The sequence below is a fragment of the Microscilla marina ATCC 23134 genome (assembly GCF_000169175.1).
Classification (GTDB): domain Bacteria; phylum Bacteroidota; class Bacteroidia; order Cytophagales; family Microscillaceae; genus Microscilla; species Microscilla marina.
This window is the reverse complement of the sequence record NZ_AAWS01000025.1, coordinates 35567-57215: the sequence shown is the minus strand read 5'-3', so window position 1 is coordinate 57215 and position 21649 is coordinate 35567. Positions and strand designations below refer to the sequence as shown.

Below are 21649 nucleotides of genomic sequence, written 5' to 3'. Positions count from 1 at the left end.
AAATGTTCCCCCACTGGTGCAAGTTTAGCGCAGCGTAACTTGTACACAATAGTCCATAGTATTTAGTCGATAGTCCATAGCTGATTCGAGTAAATGTTCCCCCACTGGTGCAAGTTTAGCACAGCGTAACTTGTACCCATCATTGAGGAAGCTTGTAGCTTCCATTGCGTAAGCAAAATATAGCGAGTAAGGGATAAGAAAGTAATTAATTACCCAACTTAAAAAAATGGCATACACACTTGTACTTTGAAACAGTATACTCATTTGCGTCGTGTCTGACCAACAGCGCCTTTCTTTCCGCCGGCGTATGCACTCCTTCGCTAGGGCGACCATTCCGATAAATCGCGAACTTCCATTGCATTACAGCAAGGGATTGCCCCTACAATAAACCTCTTGATTTATGCATAAATGTTTGTATATCAATAATTTTAAAAACTTCGCACAACCCTAATTCCGTATGCCAAAAATAGAAGTCAAGGAAGTTATTTTTTTCGCTTCCCTAAATAAAATAAAGCCCAATTCAGATATACCCACTGGTGCAAGTTTAGCGCAGCGTAACTTGTACCCATCATTGAGGAAGCTTGTAGCTTCCATTGCGTAAGCAAAATATAGCGGGTAAATAAAATAAAGCCCAATTCAGATATATCCTACGCCGTTGCTTGTGTCTCCACAAGCAACCACTAGATGGTGGAGCTAACCAACCCCACCAAAAGCCGCCCTAAAAAACCCCGTCAAATTGAAAAAGTTGATTGTCCACTGGTGGTGGTTTTGCTGAATGTTGGCAAAAGCCGCGTCTTTGTACTGACTGGCTTCTTTGCGTTGGTGATCACTAAACAGGTGTTCTCCGTTTTGTTCGAAGTGGGCAAAATGTGAAGCTTCTTGGCTGATGGGTTTTTGCCAGGTGGCAAGGGTAAATACCTCGTTGTTTAGCTCACAATAGCACCTTACAAATGCTTGATGGTCTTTTTGCTTGGGGTGGAGTATTTCGCCTATGGCATATTTTACTAAGGGCTTTTGTAGCAATGTATCAATATTGAGAATAAACTTGAGGGCATTGTCTACAAAGTACAGGTTTTGGGTTTTGCACTGAAGCAAGGCAATCTCCAGTTTTGACAAATCAGGGTTGGTTTGTTCGGCTTCACCAAAAAGAATGTCTTTGAGGCTTACCCCTAAAGCCGCTGCAATACTTTCTAACTGTTCAATGGTTAGTTTCTTACCTCTTTTTTCAAACCTACCATAATTAGTCTGATCAATACTGAGCTTTCCTGCCATGTATTTTTGGGTGTACCCCTTTTGCTCTCTTATGTCCTTTATTCTCTTTGAAATACTCATACACAAATTTACTTAAACTTGCGTAATCTTTAATTTTTAGACTCTTATTTGCTTTAATAAGTATTTTTAATCAATTTTATGCAGAATAAAACATTTTTAAGTAAAATTTTACATTATGATTCATATTTCAAAGAAAATTAACGGGTATTTAAACTACACCCATAAGCCCTTAAAAATGAGCTTCATCGTACCACGACAAAAACTTTTAATCAATGGATAATCAATTGCAAAAAACCTACTTAGGCAAAGACATAGTGTTTACTCCTGATGGTTGGATAAATGCTACTCAAACTATAAAAGCTTTAGGAGAAAAAAGATTAGACGGTTTTATTAACTCAAAGTATTTCAATGAATACCTAAATGCTTATTGCAATTTTTATGATGTATCAAGAGAAGATGTTGTAAAAGTTGTGGTAGGTGGTAACGTTAAAAATATCGCTTCCAGAAATTATGTAAGCGATCAAGGTACTTACATACACCCTGACTTTGTGGTACTGTTTGCCCGATGGATAAACCCTAAGTTTGCGGTATGGTGTGATGCCATCATAAAGCAAATATTAGCTGGTAGAGTAGAAATTAGGCATAAAGGATTGCAACAAGAAATGCAGAAAGATTTTGAAAAACTTGAAGAAAAGTATGACAAACTTTTTGAAGAGTTGAGGCTTTACCAACGCCCTGATGAAAATAAAGACACTCCCGAACTTTAAAACCCCTGACAACTTATGACAACGATAAAGAACAACCCAAGCGCTGTACAACAGTTTGCTGAAACCTTTGGCAGTATGGACGAACTACTGGAGCTATTTGATCACCTATTGGCTCGTATTACTTCGGCTTATTCGGGCAGCGCCCAAGAAAATTATCATTTGGTGGGTGACTATGATTTTATTTACCAACTAAAGCAAGCCCTCAAAGCAGATTTACAAAATGTGGCTTTGCCTTATGCTCAAGCGCCTTATTATGGCAATACGCCCTCGCTTGCTACCCCTCCCAAGGTAAGTAGCATAGCTCAAGCCATGCAAATAGCTGAAGCCAAAGGCATACGCGACTTTAGGGCAGTAAAACTCAACGATGAATATGTATTGTTGACCGATTGGACACAAAGCGAGGTAAGCGCCTACCAAGCATCTGTGGGCAAGCTTTGGGGTAGTTTTTCGGATGAAGGTGTTTTTATGATTCGTTTTTTACACTTGATGCAAGATGAAGACAGCCAATAAAACAGCCACACAAGCACTTGCTGCTAATCATTTTACCAGTTTTGAGGGTTTTATGAGCTATTTGGACAAATTACTGGAGCGGCTTGTTTGGGCTTATGCAGGCGTGCATCAGCTTGCAAGCCATAGAGTGTGTGACTATGACCTGATAAGAAAGCTAAAGCAAGCCATCGCTCAAGACTTGCAAGGGGTAGATGTACAATTTAATCCCCCTCCGTTATTACCTCCTTATGAAAGCGATTTGGCAATACGCCCTTGTTTGTGGCGCCCTGCCATTGATAGTATGGCAAAGGCTACTCGTTTGGCAAAAGCTAGAGGGTTGAGCAACTTTGAGGTAAAAAAGCACAAAGACGATGTTTATTTGGTGATATACTGCACGCTCAACGAGCTTGACCAATACCCCTACCCTATTTGGGGAGCTTTCAATGAAGCCAAACAAGCTTTGATTGTGCACAATTTACACTTGATATAGCCCCGTGTTTTGAAACTCTACTAATTGAAAAAGCTTAAGCCAGCGAAACACTCGGCAATTTACAAAGCAAAAAGCCCTGTTCTAATGCTAGAACAGGGCTTTTTTAGAATATGTGAAAATCATCTAAGATTAACCATTTCCATCAATACATATTTCTGTACCATTTGGATTGATTGGGCTGGTAATAGGACCATTTTTTTGATTGTTATTGCCACAATCATTTTTATCTTTATCGTCCTTGGTATTGCCAGCATTGCCGCCTGTAATTGTGATCAGTTGTTGTTTTGATAACTGTGTAAAGCCCTGATTTTTTAGTTTAATCTTTTTGCTCTTAAAATTCATAACGTTTTGAGTTATTTGATAAAATATAATCTTATGTGTCAAAATTACACAGGCAGAAAGAATCTTTACACATTTGGTTATGCTTATCCAGAATGGCTTTATACTATTTTAGCATAGACCCACGAATTGCTTGTAAAGACACAAGCAATGGCGGAGCTAGTTGTGTCAAGTCTTCCGCAGGGCAACGTGACACGGTTGATTATAAGAAGTCTCCCTACGAATTGCTTGTGGAGACACAAGCAATGGCGGAGTATTTAAATCAAATACTTGCTACAAAATCTGAAAAGACTTTTTTGTGCCGTTCCAAATCTAAATTGGCAGAAAGTGCTACGCGGACAATATAGTCTTTGTCGTCTTCTTTGGTGGTGCCTTGGGTAGAGGTGGCAGGTATGGTCCAATAACAACCCTTTAGCTGCCCATAGCTCACACAAAACTTACTTTCGTGGGGTATTTCACCAATCATTCGATTGATCAATTGGAGGTTCAAGTCTCTTTTATAAGCCTCCTTTTCTTCGTCAGAGTTGCCTTTAGTGGGCAGGTCGAGCGAAAAAACGGAGGGTGTAAACCCTTGAGCGGCTAGTTCTTCCGACACAAAGTTGATTTTTGCCTCAGGCAAAGTCTCCTCAATAAAATTCACAAACTTTCGTGCATTCTCATAGGCTCCCTTAATTCGTTGATTCATAGAGGGTAGTTGCTTTGCCAATATTTCCAGTTGAAGGGCAGTAGCCTCATTGTCAGCAATCTTGAGGTGCAAGGCTATTTTTTCCATCAAAGGCTCCGCTTTTTTGTTGGCGGTGCAGTATCCCGCCGTACACAAACCCCCGCTCGGAAACTTAGACCCACTCACGTAGGCAATGGTTCGCACGGTTGACAGCATGTCGTTTTCGCCCAAAAAGTATACATTAGGGCAAAACGTTTGGTCTAAAATAAACACAGGATCAACGGCTGCTCCCCCTCCCCTGGTTTTACGTACTTTGCTCAATGCCTCCTTCAATTTCACCAAATTGGGCACTTCTACCCTGGGGTTGGTCGGAATCTCAACAATGATGTAAGGCACGGCATCTTCATCCGCAATTTTATCCAACACAGTATCAATGCCCTGCGCCATATCTTTGCCGCCATCTACGGGTAAATCTACTACCTCGATATGGTCGCTACAGGCAGCCACGCGCCTTGCCTGGTCGTTGGTGCCTCCGTAGCAGTTGGGCGGCACCACAATTTTGATGGCTTTCCCCTGATGGGTGTCAAGCGCCTCGTGTACCAGCCCCATTACAATGGCATATTGCATAGAGAGCCCGCTAGAGCCCACCAATGCGGGTATATTGGTATTCGTAATTTCTTTGATGGCATCCAACACAAGCGTTTTGTCTGCCTCGGTATTGTCTTGCTTATTTTCAATAGAAGATGGCGCCAATAAAGTTTTTAAAACAGTAAGCACATTGGCTGGTGTCATGGCAATGGTTTCTCGCCTTCTTACGTGTTGAATTTCTGAGATATAACCCGCATTTTGTTCCCCATTTACCAATAAAACACTGCCAAAGTGGGCGTGTGTATTCACAAAAAAGTCAACACCTTGAGAGAGGTCAAAATCAACAATATTGTCTTGTGCGGCAATAAAAACAGTGCTGCCATCAAACCCAGTAGCATCTCCGGCTTGCTTCAGCTCAAATTGATAACCATAAACCCGTCGAAGCACATCCGCGTCGAAATATGCAGGCAATTCGCCTTTATAAATAATTTGGGTGTTTTTATTCGCTAACAAGTTCTTTCTTAGCACAGCTAACACAGGGGCTATCTTTGATGAAAAGCTAATGACATTTTCTGGTGGCTGATTGTGTAGTTTGGCAATCGTCCATTCTAGCACACAAGACAAAGGGTGACCTAATCTGATATAGTCGTATGCTGTGGGCAACTCGTTCAATGCCTTCGATTCAAAGTTATTGGCATTGAACAGGTTTTCAAGGTGTTCTAAAAATTGAGTTTTAGCCAGTTCTTCCTCATAAATATCCAGTCGGTGCGTGGTGAGTTTCAACCAGTCGGCAGGCATATTTTCTATTACCCCTTTAATATAGTCGAGTGTATGATTGTGTTGTGTCATTTTCATTCAGCATTTTTTTTAAAAAAAGTGTTTTTGTTGAGTAGGATAAGGGCGGTAAAGTTAGTAAAACGGAGAAAATAAATTGCCCCAAGTGTGGAGCAATATCTTGTAGGTAAGCGATAAACTTGTTGAAGTTTTTTGATTTTCAAGCAAGGGTTATCAGGCAACACCTGGTAGATGTTGGGTCAGTGGAGCATAAAATTCATCAGAAATTACTCTCAATGCTAAAGTTTAACCACAGGAGGCTTGCCTCAAAGCCCTGCGAAGCTTCGAAGAGCTCCCTCTGGTCGGTTCGTAATTGACCCATTCGTAATTAAACCATCTTACCGCAGGGTGACCTAAGCAATGCTCACCCCAAGCTTTGAAAAACAACTTGTGTATGAGTTTTTGGGTTGGGTATTGGTCTGGCTGAAGCCTGAAGACCAATACGAGGAGGTTGTTTTTGGGATTGAATTGTCTTGGCTTGCCACTCCTCTTGATAAACGATTTCCTGTGAAGAAGCTAAACAAACCCCTCCCTCTTTTTTCACTATATCGCCAAGTATTTTCACTATACGTCTACACCTGCCCCAAAAGCCCTATATCACCAAGTATTTTCCAGATATGTCCAAGTTTGCCCAGAAAGTTTTCAAGTTATTTGCAGCCAATTAACGGAGGCTCTTCACCCCTGTTTTACTGTGAATGTATAGTAATGAGTGCTAACTCAAATAATCATTTTTAAATCAAATTAACCTTATACTTTTACTCATGAAAGTTCTAAAACTCACCTGTTTATTCGTATTAGTTTCATTTTTTGCCCAAGCTCAGTTAACGTCGGGCAATGCCATAGTACAAGGCGAAAATATTACCAATCCTACCACCAACTATGTACGCGCAGTGTTTTCGCATAACGCACTTTGGGACAACACCCAATCGCGTTGGACGGTCAACCGTATTGGTGCCAACGACGCTCAGGCTATTCTTATCCCCAACAATGGAGGATTTAATTTTATTGTGCACAAAAGCACCGGAAACTTTCCAAGAACTTTCACCCATGGTGATTTTGTAAACGGCAAGGTGATGACCATCTCAAGAGACGGAGACGTGGGCATTGGCACTGATGCCGTAAGCGACTATAAACTATCGGTAAACGGCAACGTGAGTCTGGGAAACAATGCTTTGTTGCATGTAAACTCGTCTGACAATGAAGTATCTACCAGTGGCAAGCTTGCGGTGGGCTCTGCTAACTTTGACGTAGACGCGATGCTTACTGTAGCTGGCAAAGCCAACGTACGCGAGCTGAGGGTACACATTGACGCTGGCAAAGACATTGTTTTTCAAAATAACTACCATTTGATGCCTCTGGAGCAAGTAGAAGCTTTTATTAAGCAACACAAGCACTTGCCCGAAGTAGCCCCTGCACTAGTGATGGAAACAAACGGGTTAGAGTTGGGCAAGTTTAGCATGACCCTTTTGCAGAAAGTAGAAGAACTGACCTTGTATACCATTCAATTACAAAAAGAAAATAAAGCTTTGAAGCAACAAATGAAAAAATACGAGGCACTCGCCCAGCGTTTGGAGCAGTTGGAAAAAGCAATGAAGAAAAACAAATAAGTGGTATTAGTATCAAACCTTAAAAAGAAGATATAGCAATGAAAAAAATGCTTAAGGTTCAGTTATTATTCATTGTTGGAATAATACTGTCTTTTGGAGAAGTAGGTTGGGGACAATGCCCCTCGACCCAAGACGAAATGATCAAGTATATGCAAGAGTTTGCCAACAAGTATGAAGTGGTAGACGAACTGAGCCCAGACTACTGCAAAGTATGGACTGCCTACACACCATCGAACGGAGTGATACGGGTTGGCTCTCCTTTTTTAAACGCCAAAGACCCCAAGTTAGACGTGATCAACCAACAAGAAGATTACAAAAAAGCAAATGGTTGGGAAGTAATGGCGGTAAACCTGGGAGCAAACGGGATTGTTGCCCACCCCTACTTTGTGCTGTATAATAAATACAGGGCATTGTTACGCCTGTTTATTTGGTTCAATAACACAAACAACCACCAACAGTATGTAGTTACGATGAGCCATACTACAGGTGGCAGTAAGCCAGCGGTTTTAGGGCACGCCAACCACCTGGTAAAAGCTCCGGACAAATACCTTGATGCAGTAAACGATCAGGAGATCAACAACGAGTCTATTTCTTATGTTACCTCCAAAACCAACTCTAACCGCCATTGGGTAGTGGCAGAGTACCGCATGATGTATGACCCTAACATTAGTAATAACAAGTACAACGGGGCGTCGTTGCAGTTTGCCGTACATGGGGTGACAACGTCTAATGTAAAGGCAAAAATTTCGGGCGAAAATATTACCGAAGAGTATTCTATCACAGGGAATAAAAGCGAGATTCAAAAACCCAAGAAAGTAGACTCAAAAGACATCATCGAGTTTGCTGCTTCGGGCAAAAAGTTCTTGAAAAATGTGACCGACCTAGATGCTGATAAACTAGCCAAAGAGGTAAATGATTTTATTACTGACAAAGATAAGCTATACCCACCACTTCCTACTAGTGGAGGGTTAGGTCCTCTTCTCTCTTATGGTACTCAGCTTGCCATCAATTTATTGGACAACAAAGAGAGAGAAAATAAGTTTGCCAAGCTGTTTGGTAGCGTGCAAAAAATAGCGGGTGGAGCTTCTAAGTTTCTGGGAGCCATTGGTGTTGTTGGGCAAGTGATTGGTTTTTTGGCACCCAAAAAGGAAGGTGCAGCAGCTAAACCACCCTTTACCCCTACCATTACCAAAGTAAATGAAACACTCACGGGTACTATAGAAACTTCTTTGCCGCTTGACAACATCATTGTACGCCTACCGGGCACCCAACAGGGGAGCGGGGGCAATGAAACTTACTTTACTTGTCCTTTGGGTATTTTTAACCTCAAAAATACGCCAAAAGCCGATATGGTAGCCTACTCTAATTACATTGGGTTGAAAGAGTTTTATGATTATTATGATGATTACGGCGAGTATGAACCTAGACACCTAAGCACAAAATCATACAAAATAACGAATGATGTGCTGGCCGAATACAACAAAAAAGCAGGGCTGGACTTGGTATCAGCCCAGATAGCTTTTATTGCTGAGTTCAATCACGCCTCTATGTTGAGTAAACACGTGGAACGTAATAATGAATACAGGTTCAACCCTTTCTTGTTTCGGGTGCAAAGAGGTCAGTACCGTATTGCCTATTACAACCCCGACACAAACCCCAACAATGATGACAACCCCAATAACGACATTGCACCACCCGCTGGGCAACCTATAGACAAACAAAAGAGACCTTTTGTACAGGTGCAAACTCCCTATGTAAATGTTGACTGCTTTAAAGGCATGACTTTCAATGTAAGCCATGGGGGAAAAGTATATATAAGGGTAAAGGCGGTACTTAAACGAAGTGATGGGGGCAACGATGCACCTATCTTGTTTATCAAAGATTATGCATTGGATGTAAACGACATCACGGCTGATTTTAACCTGAGCAAGTACCGACAGTGGATCCACCACGTTCCTCCTTTTGCTAACCAGAGTGCTACTATCAATGATCGCTTTAAGATGTATGACAGTCGCCTGAGTTGGGCACGGTTAAACAAAGCCAACGTGAGCATCACGTATGATGGCAGGAATCCTGTAAATGCCTCTAAGTCTTATGAGGTAGAAGCTGGGGTGGAAGTAACTCTCAAGCCGGGCTTTAAGGTACCTCTGGGGGCAGAGTTTAACGCTAAAATCACCGATTTTGGTTATGCATTGCCTGATTGTGGCGATCCGGGGCAAATTACTGCTTTTGATAATAGCCTGGACTGTTATAACCTCAACGCCACCGCCAGAACTACTGAAGCACAAGTAGCCACCCCTGCCAAGGAGCTGGGCAATCAGCTCTTTGATGCCTACCCCAACCCTACCAATGGACAAGTAACTATTGACTACCAGGTAGGCACCAACGGAGGCAAGGTATATATGTATTTGTCGGATGTAAATGCCCGTATGGTAAAAATATTGGTGGCTTCGCAAGTAAACAACCAAGGGCAACACCAGGTAACCTTTGATACCAGTGAGCTCAAACCGGGAATGTATTTTTATACTCTGCAAGTAGACAACTACAGCAAGGTAAAACGTTTGTTGGTAGTAAAATAATTGCTGAGCAGGAGGTTGTTTGGTTCAAGTTTAAAACCCTCCCTAGTTCAAATTGGGCTTAGAAAACCTACGCCAGGGAGGGTTAAAACCTTCAAAGCTAAAAATTACCGGAATTTGTGTTAGTCAATCTGGATTTTGTATAAGTATATCATTATCTTAATTACGAACTTTGAATTGTTCAACTCTACACTTAAAAAAACAAAACAGATGATTACAAACACCATAGAAACTCTACACCTAGAGACAGTACTCAACAACCACGCCCAGGATATGACTGGTAAGGTAGTCGCCATTACTGGAACCACCAGCGGCACTGGCTTTGTATGTGCCCGCGAAGTAGCCAAAAAAGGGGCGAAAGTACTGTTGCTCAACCGCCAAAGCGAACGCGCCGAGCAGGCACTCAAGCAACTACAAAATGAAGTTCCCAACGGAAAATTCGAAGCAGTCACTTGCGACTTACAAGACTTTGACAGCGTACGAAACGCCATAGACACCATCAAGGCAAAACATGAAGTAATTGATGTATTGGTAAACAACGCGGGCGTAATGGCACTGGAGGACAAAGCCACCAAAGATGGCTACGATGTACAAATGCAAACCAATGTTATTTCGCACTTTCTGCTTACCAAAGAGTTGTTTCCTTTGCTTAAAAAAAGCCCTGAAGCACGTGTTGTCAACCACTCTTCTATGGCACGTTTGGGAGGCCCTCTAGTGACCGAGTATTTTGAGAAAAAAGGCGGCGATTTGGGCGGTGATGGCACTGAGGAACAAAACTTGAGTTTTCAGGGTCCCCGCTGGGAGCGTTATCACCAAACCAAGTTGGCCAATGCTACTTTTACTTATGGGCTAAAAAAGAAACTGGAAGAAGCCAATATCAACCATGTCATTCCTTTGTTGGCTCACCCTGGGCTCGCCAAAACGCAGCTTCAGGTAACCAGTGCCACAGCTGGTGGTATGGACAACAAAGCTGAACTCATGAATATGGCACAATCGGCCGAAGACGGTGCCACTGGTATTATAAGGGCAGCCATGGATCCCAAAGCAAAGCCAGGCGATTTTTTTGGCCCTTCTGGTCAAGGTTGGAAAGGCTTTCCTGAAGCGCTTACTCCTGAAGAGTTGCTGGTAGATGAAGCCAACCTGCGCACCAACTGGGAAGGATGCGAAAAAGCAGTAGGCACTTTTGAGGTATAGTTACGCTTACAGCCAATCATTTTGCTCACAAAGCCTTGTCCATTCAGTTGGAGAAGGCTTTTTTCGTGTTAACTCCTGTTACGCTGTTTGAGCAACAACTGGGCAAAGTGTACATCTTGTCGGTTCCACTCGTTGGGTTTCTGTACAATATCCTTGAGTTCCTGGTTGTCAAACTGATGTAGGTAGTGTTCTTTGGGCACCTCAGTAACTTTTTCAACTTCTTGCTGAAGCAAATAGTCCGCTTTGACAACATCTGCCGCATGTATTTTCAACACCCATTCGTTTTGCAACGACTCCCCTGGCTTGATAAGAATAGAGGCCGCTTGCTCTGCGTTGGGTTCTATGGTGTAGTTTCGTTCAAAAATATGGCGGATGTTGTTTTCTTCAAAAAAATCAATAAACGCCTGCGCTTCGTCTTGACTAAAAAAAGTTTGAAAAGTTTGGTAATCAGATTTTTTCATAGGTACGGGGTTTTGTCAGGTCAAAAAAACATAAAAATTAGCCGGAAAAAAATAAACCCGCCATTATTTCCTCTCATTGTAAGTGACTGTTGCCCCATGTACTTGTTTCAGGTAAAAACCCAAGGCTAGGAAGGCGGCATGTCAGCATAGCCTCCAATATGCATTCGGCATCTAAGGACTTAAGACTGTAATAACCACCAACTCGTCTTCACTCACTAATAATCCATGTTTAACTTTATAAAATTTGATTACTTTTGTGACTCAATGCAATTTTCAAAAAACGACTTTATTAAATGAAAATATACCATAATAACCGTTGCGCTAAAAGCCGGGACAGTTTCAAGCTTTTGCAAAGCAAGGGGGTAGATTTTGAAACTATAGAATACCTCAAAACACCTCCCAATAAAGCAGAAATCACCAATTTACTTGTAAAACTAAATATGCCTGCCAAAGACCTGATAAGAAAGGGAGAAGCGGTGTACAAAGAAAACTATAAAGGCAAAGAGCTTAGCGAAGAAGAATGGATTGATGCCATGGTACAACACCCCAAGCTTATAGAGCGCCCCATAGTAGTAAAGGGCGACAAAGCAGTGATTGGCAGACCCATTGATAAAGTAGAAGAGCTATTGGCTAATTAACCTAAACATTCACTAACCGTTCTTAAGGGCAAACCTCTTAAGCCTCTGTCAGAGTCAATGACTTGATAAGCCTGGGGGTTTTCTTCACCTAATTCTACTCTATAAAATTGCGTATGCCTACCAAAACTAATATATTGGGTAAACCCTTTGATGCTTTATTATAATGGCAAACGCACCCCGATATCGACACTTCAAAGATCAGCAAACAGTGCTGATGCTTATTGCAGAAATTAAACAAAGGTACGCTTTTGGATATACAGCCCTGACCAACAAGGTCATTGCTCAAATCAAGCATTACTTTCAGGCACAGTTTCCCGATGCCGACCCTACGTCAGGACACTCCAGGTTTGATAATAAAGAAGACTCCTATTTGATTAGACCCAAGCTTATGCTGGGGCTATCGGGAGGCATTGATAGCACCGTGGCGACTTATTTGGCTGTACGGGCAGTAGGCAAAGCCAACGTGTTGGCAGTATCAATGCCTGCCCGTCCCGACGATTTTCAGAGTTTGGCACACGCCAAGTTGGTAAGGCAAGCGCTTGAACTACCCACCAACAATGAACAGGTGCCCACCATTGTTGATATTTCGCCCATTGTACAAGCCCACCGTGAGGTGATGAATCAAACCCACCTTGCCGAATTGGGGCTCAATGCCGGGCACTTGGCACAAAACACCGAACAGCGTTTCAGAAGTGGTAATTTTGGTTCACGCATCAGAATCGCTATTTTGTATGATTTTAAGCGGGCAATCAGGGGTAGGGTGTTGGGCACGGGCAACAAAACCGAGTTGTGCCAGGGGTATGGCACCAAATACGGCACTCCACTGTCTTACGATTTTGGGTTGTTTAACCAATTGTACAAAATTGACATTTATGAAATGGCTAAAGTGTTGGAGGTACCACAGGTAATCATAGATACCCCGCCTACTACCGGCTACTTTGAAGGGCAAACCCACGAGGGTGAGCTGGGAGCCAGCATTGAAGAGCAAGATATATTTACTTACCTCTTATTTGAAAAAAACCTGACGCCTACCCAAATACAAGCAAAGTATGGTGCAAGCCTTGATTTTGCCCTGCTCATGCAAAACCGCTACAAAGTATCTGCCCACAAAAGGGTATTGAACGAGGGGCAACAATGCATAATGATCACCTAATGCCATCAAAGAAACCCTTCTATGAAACACTTCAAGACCATTTCAGCCTATTGTAAAGGAATCAATATAAGTGCTCCCAAACATCCCCACTTCGACATTAGAAGCTTTGAGGAAAACATGACCACAGTGGCCCCTCAAATGTCTGTATTTCGGCATGAGTTTTACGCCATTGCCATCAAAGCGGGGGGTGATGGCAAAGCAATGACAGGGCACTTTGCCGACTTTCCAGAAGGAACCACGGTGTTTTTCAATACTCCTTTTCAGCTCCTTTCGTGGAACATAGTACCCAACTGGCAAGGCTATTATTTGATGTTTAGCCAGGATTTTGTGGCACAGTCTCACATTCTTTCACAAATACTAAAGCTGTTTCCTTTTCTCAAAATAGAGCAATCTATCCCTTTTGAAGTGCCCCCCAGCGAACTGCCTGTCATCTTGTCTGTTTACCAAAATATTTGGAACGAATACAATGGTACAGCTGCCGATAAATTCCAAATTATAGAAGCCCACGTTTATCTGTTGCTATCGCTCATAAAGCGCTTGTTTGAACAACAAGTAGACGACAAAATGAGCAGCATTGGCCTCAAGACAACAAACCTGCAATTATTGTCTCGTTACCAAACCCTTATTCAAACTAGTTTTTATCAAGACACTCCTCCCACCCCCTCTGCCAACCTGCATTCTACCAGCTACTATTCCAACCAACTACACATACACCCCAACCATTTGAACGCCGTAGTAAAAAAGCTCACCGGCATTACTGCGTTAAACCATATACACCATCACCTATTGATGCTGGCAAAGGCTTACCTTGCCCAAACTACCTGGAGCATCAAAGAGATTGCCTACACGTTGTATTTTGACAGTCCTAATAATTTTAGTTCTTTTTTCAAGAAACGCACTGGCAAAACTCCTTTGGAATACCGCCAAAAGACCCACCTTTGAAATTCATACTCCTTCGTTTGAAATCACCAGGTTTCCTTATAATGTTTTACAGAACTTTGGGCAAACAAAGTAATGATATACTTTGAACGGCCTGGTTAACCGAAAACTAGTGCATCAGGTACTAAGTTACTCACATATTATTTGGCGACTTATTTAATCCCTAATGCACTAGTGATTCCAATGGTTGTCGCTCCGCTCATTGTTCCGCTGCGCTTAATGGTTAAATGGTTGCGCAAAGCGATACAAAGATTAAAATCTAAAAACGGTTTTTTATCCTGTTCAAAGTATCACTTCAAACAGTGTAATCACATATTTATTTATAGGCAACAACTCAAAAAAAGGAAATATGAAAACTGTACACTCAAAACCCACCACCCACCAGACAAGCATCAAAAAAGTGCGCTTTCAGAGCGAAGGCGCCCAACTGGTTGGTCACCTTTACTACCCTCCAAACTTTACTCCTGACCAAACGCTGCCCGCCATTGTGGTATCGGGTAGTTGGACTACTGTCAAAGAACAAATGGCGGGAAGCTATGCGCAACAACTGGCAGCGCAAGGCTTTATTACCCTGGCATTCGATTTCAGAAATTTTGGCGAAAGCGAAGGAGCCCCCCGTTTTTATGAGAGCCCAGCGTTAAAGCAGGTAGATATACAAAACGCAGTAGCTTACCTGGCGAGCCTTCCAGAAGTAGACCCAACAAAAATAGGGGCTTTAGGAGTTTGCGCTGGGGCAATGTACACCTTGATGGCGGCGGCAGAAAACGACAAGATCAGAGCGGTAGTGACGGTAGCCTCCTGGCTCCACGATGCCGAAGCAGTAAAGCTATTTTATGGGGGTGAAGAAGGCGTAAAAGCCAAGATAAAAGCTGCCCAAACTGCCAAACAAATGTATGCCGACAATGGTACAGTCAGGTATATACCCACGATTTCGACTGAGGACGAAACAGCTGCCATGTATGGCGCTTACGATTATTACCTCAACCCTCAAAGAGGAGCCGTTAGCCAATGGAGTGCCGATAAGTTTGCGGTCATGTCGTGGGAAGATTGGCTTACAACCGACCCTATGCCTACAGCTGCTCACCTTAAAGTACCCACCTTGATGATTCACTCAGATGGGGCAGTATTACCTCAATACACTAAAAATTATTTTACAAAAATTGCTACTACTGATAAAAAACTGCATTGGATGGATACAGAACTGGAGTCGCCTTTTCACCAGTTTAGTTACTACGACCAAGCCGACGAAATGAAAGAAGCAGTGACTGAAGCTAGTCAATGGTTTGCTCAAAAACTGAAATAAAACAAGGTTTTGTTCAGGCCTAAGCCACAGTGATTGGGCTATTCAGGTCTAATACCAAGTCTGATTGAAAACCCATACAAACTCACTTGTAGTGGTCTTTTTTTGGCAAGACCAAGTTCTTCGCTATCGTTACCCGCTCTCTTGGTCAGCTGCGCTTAAGACCAAGAGGAGGGGACAAGCTTGGTGGTGGCTTTTAGATGTAGACAAAGAATTTAGTGTAAGGGTAATGGCAGTGACTGAAGCTAGTCAATGGTTTGCTCAAAAACTGAAATAAAACAAGGTTTTGTTCAGGCCTAAGCCACAGTGATTGGGCATTGTAATTAACTAACTGACCTTTCGCAATGGACATTTTTGGTTAATTCAGAAAAAATACAGCGTTGTTTTATAAGTGCGTCAGCTGGACTCAGCCTTATTTTGTGGGCGTTAAGAAATTACCTTCGGTGAGCTCAGCACAGCGAAGCTGTAGCTATCGGTTTGAGTAATGAAGCCGTAAAAACAGATCACTGACCGAGGTACGAGGGAATGTTTGAGCTGTTTAGCCGAAAAGGCAGAGCTTGCCCTTACGGGCTGCGGTTCGGCGGAATGAAACAAATTTTAGCAACCACAAAATACAGCTGCGGGGTTTTGGTTCCTTTTGACCTGGAGCAAAAGGAACGGCTTACAAAAACTCAGTTCTTGGATGTTTAAACGAATCTTGATACACTGCTAAAGTATACAAAAGAACAAATTTTTAACCTGCGAAAGGTCAGTAACTAAAGCAAAAAAAGCGACCACAGTCGCTTTTTTTGTTATACATAAGTGTTGTCTGGGCTCACCCACCGCAACCACCACAGCCTCCGCCACAACCTCCTCCGCAAGAACTGCCGCACGAAGTACCACAGGTCGTGCCTCCGTTGCTGTTTTTGTCTATATAGCCTGAAATAGACATAAAAGCAGTATCTAACGCCACATCTCCCCTTAAAAAGTAGTCCCACTTCCAAGATGCCCTCTGTTCTTTGCTGGGTTGTTGGGTTAACATTTTTTTATACAAATTACTGACCGTACTTGTGAAAATCAAGCGGCAAAGTCGGTAAAGATACATTACACTAAAGTAAACAACGACAGCAGTCAACACTACCAAAAATGTAACTGGTTTTTCTGTGTATAATCCAGTAATGATTCTACCTACCCCCAACAGAGTCAATAGCGAAAGTAGAACAAAGTTGATATAAAACACGACCCTAAACCCGATACTATTTGTAATATACTTTTTTAGTTCATCCATTGCCTGTGTAGTATTGGCAAATACTGGCTTGGTAGCAAGTACTGGCCAAATAGAAGGATAATGTGTTTCACCTAAACCTTCCAATACACTTACTATTTGCGTTTGTTCCTGTGAGTTATCGTGTGACTTGTGGTTCAATTTCATTTTGTAATCAAAGCCAATATGAATGGCTCCAAGACCTATCAATTTGCTTACAAAACCATTGATTACTTTTACTATGTTTTGGGTTTTGAGGTAAATCACTTCTGAGGGCTTCAGTTGATAAATAAACGCATCTTTGTCCGCTTTTTTTATGATTTTGCTAAGTGCTTGTTGGTTGTATGCTTCCAGAATCATAAAGATAAATAACACTGCAGCTATAAAGACCCATATAAAGTCAGCCCCTTCAATGCTGAGGTAAATAGGCTCCATCAATGCCCTAAAAGGTAGAATAAACGCCAAAATACCCAGTATGCCCAAAAATATAAAAGACGATAAATTCACGGTTGACTTGCGTAGGTTCAAGCTACCAAACATATCGTCATAGGTCCAAAAGGCTTTGGGTTGTTTGCCAAAAGTTTGGGTATAAAGGTGTTTGGTACGACTGGCGGCTTCTTGAAATTTCTGAAAATCTTTTTTGTCGTGTGTAGAAGGAATGTGTTGGACGTTTTTGCCTAATATTTGACAAAAACTGCAGTAAGATTGGGTGAAAATAAGGTGTTGATGCCAGACAATGTCTACGATCTTTGAAGGGGACACCATACCTTGCGAAGTAGCTGCCAGGTACATAAACTTTTTGTACTCTAAGATTGCTTCAGTGGTAAAGTTTTTAGTCCAGTTATTTTCTTTTGCCAGCCTAAGTGTAAAACTGTATTCGGCAGGTGGGTTGTCAAAATCGAATGCAACGATTTTGTTCCAAAGTAATTCATTCATTTTTTTTCATGTTTAAGTTGATCCATCGAATGAGTAACATTCGATTATTTTCCATAAGCTCTTTTTATCCAAACGATGAGCTATTTTTTTACATCATACGCAAAATTATAAACAAATGTTATAAAAATTAACCCACTTACAACATACCCTACTGATGGTTCTGTGCAGTTCAGAAAAAGCTTATTTTGGCTACGCTGTATGTCTCCTCAACGTATCTATTATTTGTATTACCTATCACGATTGACTCATTTTTTAACAAAAAACATCCATGAATATCCATCCATCCCCTGAGATTCCTATAGAGTTGCTCCAACGCCTTGATCCATCTTATGAAGCCTTGCTCAAGGTATTGGCAGAACAAATGACTACCGAAGTACTTGAACAAATTGCCCTTGCTGACTATGGCATGGGGGTTGATGAATGCTTGCGTGACCTGCAACAAATAGTGACCACCTACCAGTTGCCTTCCAAAGTCAGCTTTGCCCTGACCGAATGCCTGGAGTTGACCCGTTGGACTGAGCCTGACACCAGGGCAACACACCTGGCACGTGCTTTTAGTACAGCATTGTTACTTATGCTCGAAAAAATATCTGACTATACCAGTATCAGCGATGAGAACGAAACCCTGGTGGCATTGATCGACAGCATTGTTGCATTGCAAATGGGCGCCAAGTCTGCCCAGCAATTGATTGCCTGGAGAATTTTGACCGATTATGAAGAAGAGAAGAGCGCATACATGGCAGACAAAGAAAGCCAAGCTTATATAGATGAAATAGCCGCCAACGATTTTTTTATTTATGGTTTGCTGCTTTTATTGGTGTATAATCAAGCCGATGTACAAGACATTGACCGAGTGACAGCATGGGTAATAGATACCGAAAAAGACGCCAAAAATATTCCCCCTTTTTATAACGAGTATCGCGCCCAGCACATGAACCCTCAACTTTTAAAAGCACCTTTTTTACTAGGGCAAACCAATTTTAACCAACGACATTACCTTTGGAAGGCACTGAGTAAGCAAATGCACTCATGGATGGTAAATATTTCATCAGAGGTAACCCGACACACCCTAAACAACCTCGTTCATTGCATTGTGCATGAGCAAACAATACGTTTTTGAAACCTTCACTTCACCACCTATGTATTCCCTATTACTTGCTCACCTTTAGAGTGTACCAAACACTTTTCGCAGTCAAAACAAATCATCAAAGGCTACCCTGCGTCAATCAGGCAAAGTCGAGCTAATCTTCCATAAAAAAAACACTCAAGGCAACCCTTCTTTATCAACGCTGGTCTTCCCCCACAGATTCCAAGTATTGCAATACCAACATAAAAATTACCTATCGTGCACAATGGGTAATGTCCACAAAAACACTTTTATACAACAATCAAATGAACAACTTAAAGTTTTTATTATTGCTGGCTACTTGGATAGGGGGCATTGTAGGAAACCAGGCACATGCCCAAAGCCGCAAAGTAACCCTGAGTGGCTATCTCAAAGACGCCCAAACTGGTGAAGGTTTGATCGGTGCCACTGTTTTTGTAAAAGAACTGGCTTCGGGGACGGTAACCAATACCTACGGGTTTTATTCGTTGAGCCTGCCCAAGGGCAAATACACGGTGAGTTTTTCGTACATAGGCTATGTTGCCCAAACCCAAAAAGTAAACCTGCAAACCCAACAAACCCTCCACGTGGAACTTGCCGAAGAAGTAGCACAAACCGACGAGGTGGTGATTACTGCCGAAAAGCTGGACAAAAATGTGCAAAGCATGCAAATGAGTGTACAAAAAATCAGCGCCAAGCAAATAAAATCTATCCCTACTTTTGGTGGTGAGTCCGACATTATCAAAGTACTGCAAATGACCCCAGGCATTCAGAGCGTGGGCGAAGGTACTACGGGGTTGTTTGTACGGGGAGGTTCTGCCGACCAAAACCTCATTTTACTCGACCAAGCACCTGTATACAATGCTTCGCACCTGATGGGTTTTTTCTCGGTTTTTAATTCAGATGCCATCAAAGATGTAGAAGTATACAAAGGTGGGATGCCTGCCCGCTACGGAGGGCGGTTGTCTTCGGTGGTAGACATTAAAATGAACGAGGGCAACTCCAAACAGTTTTCGGGTTCGGGAGGCATAGGATTGATTTCCAGTCGCCTGACTTTGGAAGGTCCCATTGCCAAAGACAAAGCCTCGTTTGTGGTATCGGGCAGGCGCACTTATGCCGATATGTTTTTGCGGTTGTCAAACGATAAGGAAATCAAGGACAACCGTTTGTATTTTTATGACCTCAACGCCAAAACCAATGTAAAACTGGGTGAAAACGATCGCTTGTTTCTTTCTGGATACTTTGGGCAAGACGTGCTAAGTGTAGGCAATAACTTTGGGTTTTCGTGGGGCAATGCTACCTCTACTTTGCGCTGGAACCACGTGTTTAACTCACGCTTGTTTATGAGCACCACTTTGTTGTACAGTCGTTTTAACTATTCGTTGTTTGTAAACGAAGGGGTACAAAATTTTGAGTGGACGTCGCAACTACAAAATGTGAGTGGCAAATTCGATTTTTCTTATTTTGTTGCACCAGAGCTACAGGTAGATTTTGGTTACCACAATATTTATCACACGTTTTCGCCAGGTAAACTAGAACCAAAGGGAACGTCTATTTTCAAAAAACTGGAAGTGCCTCAAAAATACGCCCTGGAGCAAGCAGGTTATATCAGCATCGACCATAAGCTCACCCCAGCTTTGTCGTTGCAATACGGCTTAAGGTTTTCGGCTTTTTCTAATATAGGCAAAGACCGCATCTTTACTTACACCAAAGACGCTCAAGGCAATTCGGTGGCAACCGATACCACCCACTATGGCAGTGGCGAACTATACCATACTCAAATGGGGTTTGAACCGCGCATAGGTGCCCGGCTTTTGCTCAATGCCCGCAGTTCGGTCAAGGTGTCTTATAACCGTACCCGCCAGTACATTCATTTAGCCTCTAACAGTTCGGCAGGATTTCCGTCTGATGTATGGGTTCCGAGCGACCCGAACATCAAGCCTCAGATTGCCGATCAGGTAGGTGTAGGCTATTTTAGAAACTTCCACGACAATATGTATGAGTTTTCGGTAGAGGGGTATTACAAATGGATGCAAAACCAAATAGACTTTAGAGACAATGCCAACCTATTGCTCAACGAAGCCATTTCGCAAGAGCTACGCCCTGGCGAAGGTTGGGCAAGCGGGGTGGAACTCATGCTACGTAAAAACAAGGGGAACACTACGGGTTGGGTGAGTTATACCTTATCGAAAACAGAACGTAAAGCAGCTGGAATAAACAATGGCAATCCGTATGCCCCACGCCACGACCGCCGTCATAGCTTTAACTTGATTGTAAACCACGAGTTTAGCCCACGTTTGAGCCTGGCGCTTAATTTTACTTATGCTACGGGTGCCTCGGTAACAATGCCCGCAGGGCGCTACATAATCGACAATAAAACGGTGCCTTATTATACCGAACGCAACGGTTATCGTATGCCTGCCTATCACCGTATGGACTTATCACTTACCTGGAAACGCCCCCAAAAGCGGTTGTTTGGCAAGAAGTTTCAAGGCGAATGGAACCTGTCTATATACAATGCGTATGCCCGCAAAAACCCGTTTTCTATCCAGTTTAGAGAAAACGAAAACAACCCTGGCAAAACTCAGGCAGAGATGACTTACCTCTTTGGCATTATGCCTTCGATATCTTATAATTTTAAGTTTTAAATGGTGGGTTAATTACGAGTTTTTCAATTACGAATTGATTAATTACGAATGGATCAATTACGAATTACGAATGGATCAATTACGAATTGGCGCGAAGCGCAGCTAAAACTGCGGGTTACCAATTCCTAAATAATTCGCAAATATGATAACTCAAGGCTAAGAGCTTAATACAAACAGTTAAACAATTACGAATGAGCGCGAAGCGAGGCTAAAAGCTAAAAGCTAAGGGCTCAATACAAACGGTCAAAAAAAGGCTAAAAGCCAATCGTAGTTCAAGAAAAAGCTAAAGGCTAAAAGCCCAATACAAACGGTCAAAAAAAGGCTAAAAGCTAATGGCTAAAGCTATACAGAGAACAAAAAGGCTAAGGGCTAAAGCTACACAGAGAACAAAAAGGCTAAAAGCTCT

General features: G+C 42.3%; 18 protein-coding genes. 13 read left to right on the top strand and 5 right to left on the bottom strand.

Annotated features, from left to right (window positions below):
- Positions 1–693: 693 nt before the first annotated feature.
- Positions 694–1332 (bottom strand): helix-turn-helix domain-containing protein, encoded by a 639-nt coding sequence (locus tag M23134_RS38650; protein WP_002699921.1) that lies wholly within the window; start codon positions 1330–1332, stop codon positions 694–696.
- A gap of 212 nt (positions 1333–1544) precedes the next feature.
- Here M23134_RS38650 and M23134_RS21570 point away from each other — a divergent pair, with 212 nt between their 5' ends.
- The 3 genes from M23134_RS21570 to M23134_RS21560 are packed head-to-tail and all read left to right on the top strand — an operon-like array spanning position 1545 to position 3018.
- A complete protein-coding gene (locus M23134_RS21570; protein WP_002699919.1) occupies positions 1545–2039 on the top strand; it encodes a KilA-N domain-containing protein in 495 nt (164 codons plus the stop codon).
- Between the two features lie 15 nt (positions 2040–2054).
- A complete protein-coding gene (locus M23134_RS21565; protein ID WP_002699918.1) occupies positions 2055–2549 on the top strand; it encodes a hypothetical protein in 495 nt (164 codons plus the stop codon).
- Positions 2533–3018, top strand: coding sequence for a hypothetical protein (locus M23134_RS21560; RefSeq protein WP_002699917.1), 486 nt, complete (start codon positions 2533–2535; stop codon positions 3016–3018). The genes M23134_RS21565 and M23134_RS21560 overlap by 17 nt, the downstream gene beginning before the upstream one ends.
- 129 nt (positions 3019–3147) lie before the next feature.
- Here M23134_RS21560 and M23134_RS21555 read toward each other — a convergent pair whose 3' ends face one another.
- Positions 3148–3360, bottom strand: coding sequence for a hypothetical protein (locus tag M23134_RS21555; protein WP_002699916.1), 213 nt, complete (start codon positions 3358–3360; stop codon positions 3148–3150).
- Positions 3361–3619: 259 nt separating this feature from the next.
- Complete coding sequence (locus M23134_RS21550) at positions 3620–5464, bottom strand: PLP-dependent aminotransferase family protein (RefSeq protein WP_002699915.1); 1845 nt, start codon at positions 5462–5464, stop codon at positions 3620–3622.
- Positions 5465–6204: 740 nt separating this feature from the next.
- Here M23134_RS21550 and M23134_RS38645 point away from each other — a divergent pair.
- The 3 genes from M23134_RS38645 to M23134_RS21530 all read left to right on the top strand — a co-directional run bounded on the left by M23134_RS38645 (position 6205) and on the right by M23134_RS21530 (position 10820).
- Entirely contained in the window at positions 6205–7050 is an 846-nt protein-coding gene (locus M23134_RS38645; RefSeq protein WP_002699913.1) for a hypothetical protein, read from the top strand.
- Between the two features lie 38 nt (positions 7051–7088).
- Positions 7089–9629 (top strand): T9SS type A sorting domain-containing protein, encoded by a 2541-nt coding sequence (locus M23134_RS21535; RefSeq protein ID WP_002699911.1) that lies wholly within the window; start codon positions 7089–7091, stop codon positions 9627–9629.
- 207 nt (positions 9630–9836) lie between these two features.
- Positions 9837–10820, top strand: coding sequence for an SDR family NAD(P)-dependent oxidoreductase (locus tag M23134_RS21530; RefSeq protein WP_198145070.1), 984 nt, complete (start codon positions 9837–9839; stop codon positions 10818–10820).
- Positions 10821–10888: 68 nt separating this feature from the next.
- Here M23134_RS21530 and M23134_RS21525 read toward each other — a convergent pair whose 3' ends face one another.
- Positions 10889–11281: a hypothetical protein gene (locus M23134_RS21525; RefSeq protein WP_002699907.1), complete on the bottom strand. Its 393-nt coding sequence runs from the start codon at positions 11279–11281 to the stop codon at positions 10889–10891.
- Positions 11282–11574: 293 nt separating this feature from the next.
- Here M23134_RS21525 and arsC point away from each other — a divergent pair, with 293 nt between their 5' ends.
- The 5 genes from arsC to M23134_RS21500 all read left to right on the top strand — a co-directional run bounded on the left by arsC (position 11575) and on the right by M23134_RS21500 (position 15588).
- The gene (gene arsC / locus M23134_RS21520) at positions 11575–11919 is read left to right on the top strand and encodes an arsenate reductase (glutaredoxin) (protein WP_002699903.1); all 345 of its coding nucleotides are present in this window, start codon (positions 11575–11577) and stop codon (positions 11917–11919) included.
- Between the two features lie 163 nt (positions 11920–12082).
- Positions 12083–13072, top strand: coding sequence for an NAD(+) synthase (gene nadE, locus M23134_RS21515; protein WP_002699901.1), 990 nt, complete (start codon positions 12083–12085; stop codon positions 13070–13072).
- A gap of 21 nt (positions 13073–13093) precedes the next feature.
- Positions 13094–14014: a helix-turn-helix domain-containing protein gene (locus tag M23134_RS21510; protein ID WP_002699899.1), complete on the top strand. Its 921-nt coding sequence runs from the start codon at positions 13094–13096 to the stop codon at positions 14012–14014.
- Between the two features lie 346 nt (positions 14015–14360).
- Entirely contained in the window at positions 14361–15314 is a 954-nt protein-coding gene (locus M23134_RS21505; RefSeq protein ID WP_002699897.1) for an alpha/beta hydrolase, read from the top strand.
- A 64-nt stretch (positions 15315–15378) separates the two neighbouring features.
- Complete coding sequence (locus tag M23134_RS21500; protein WP_045114065.1) at positions 15379–15588, top strand: hypothetical protein; 210 nt, start codon at positions 15379–15381, stop codon at positions 15586–15588.
- A gap of 537 nt (positions 15589–16125) precedes the next feature.
- On the opposite strand, the gene M23134_RS38640 is transcribed toward M23134_RS21500, so the two are convergent.
- Positions 16126–17490 (bottom strand): glycine-rich domain-containing protein, encoded by a 1365-nt coding sequence (locus M23134_RS38640; RefSeq protein ID WP_002699893.1) that lies wholly within the window; start codon positions 17488–17490, stop codon positions 16126–16128.
- Between the two features lie 268 nt (positions 17491–17758).
- On the opposite strand from M23134_RS38640, the gene M23134_RS21490 reads away from it, so the two are divergent.
- Positions 17759–18610 carry a hypothetical protein gene (locus tag M23134_RS21490; RefSeq protein ID WP_002699892.1) on the top strand — a complete coding sequence of 284 codons (852 nt, stop codon included), beginning with the start codon at positions 17759–17761 and terminating at the stop codon, positions 18608–18610.
- Positions 18611–18882: 272 nt separating this feature from the next.
- Positions 18883–21243, top strand: a complete 2361-nt coding sequence (locus M23134_RS21485; RefSeq protein WP_045114064.1) for a TonB-dependent receptor — start codon at positions 18883–18885, stop codon at positions 21241–21243.
- Positions 21244–21649 lie beyond the last annotated feature (406 nt).

Bases quoted from the DNA above. Each gene is read 5' to 3' on its own strand.
- M23134_RS38650 (WP_002699921.1), bottom strand. From the start codon at position 1,332: ATGAGTATTTCAAAGAGAATAAAGGACATAAGAGAGCAAAAGGGGTAC.
- M23134_RS21570 (WP_002699919.1), top strand. From the start codon at position 1,545: ATGGATAATCAATTGCAAAAAACCTACTTAGGCAAAGACATAGTGTTT.
- M23134_RS21565 (WP_002699918.1), top strand. From the start codon at position 2,055: ATGACAACGATAAAGAACAACCCAAGCGCTGTACAACAGTTTGCTGAA.
- M23134_RS21560 (WP_002699917.1), top strand. From the start codon at position 2,533: ATGAAGACAGCCAATAAAACAGCCACACAAGCACTTGCTGCTAATCAT.
- M23134_RS21555 (WP_002699916.1), bottom strand. From the start codon at position 3,360: ATGAATTTTAAGAGCAAAAAGATTAAACTAAAAAATCAGGGCTTTACA.
- M23134_RS21550 (WP_002699915.1), bottom strand. From the start codon at position 5,464: ATGAAAATGACACAACACAATCATACACTCGACTATATTAAAGGGGTA.
- M23134_RS38645 (WP_002699913.1), top strand. From the start codon at position 6,205: ATGAAAGTTCTAAAACTCACCTGTTTATTCGTATTAGTTTCATTTTTT.
- M23134_RS21535 (WP_002699911.1), top strand. From the start codon at position 7,089: ATGAAAAAAATGCTTAAGGTTCAGTTATTATTCATTGTTGGAATAATA.
- M23134_RS21530 (WP_198145070.1), top strand. From the start codon at position 9,837: ATGATTACAAACACCATAGAAACTCTACACCTAGAGACAGTACTCAAC.
- M23134_RS21525 (WP_002699907.1), bottom strand. From the start codon at position 11,281: ATGAAAAAATCTGATTACCAAACTTTTCAAACTTTTTTTAGTCAAGAC.
- arsC (WP_002699903.1), top strand. From the start codon at position 11,575: ATGAAAATATACCATAATAACCGTTGCGCTAAAAGCCGGGACAGTTTC.
- nadE (WP_002699901.1), top strand. From the start codon at position 12,083: ATGGCAAACGCACCCCGATATCGACACTTCAAAGATCAGCAAACAGTG.
- M23134_RS21510 (WP_002699899.1), top strand. From the start codon at position 13,094: ATGAAACACTTCAAGACCATTTCAGCCTATTGTAAAGGAATCAATATA.
- M23134_RS21505 (WP_002699897.1), top strand. From the start codon at position 14,361: ATGAAAACTGTACACTCAAAACCCACCACCCACCAGACAAGCATCAAA.
- M23134_RS38640 (WP_002699893.1), bottom strand. From the start codon at position 17,490: ATGAATGAATTACTTTGGAACAAAATCGTTGCATTCGATTTTGACAAC.
- M23134_RS21490 (WP_002699892.1), top strand. From the start codon at position 17,759: ATGAATATCCATCCATCCCCTGAGATTCCTATAGAGTTGCTCCAACGC.
- M23134_RS21485 (WP_045114064.1), top strand. From the start codon at position 18,883: ATGAACAACTTAAAGTTTTTATTATTGCTGGCTACTTGGATAGGGGGC.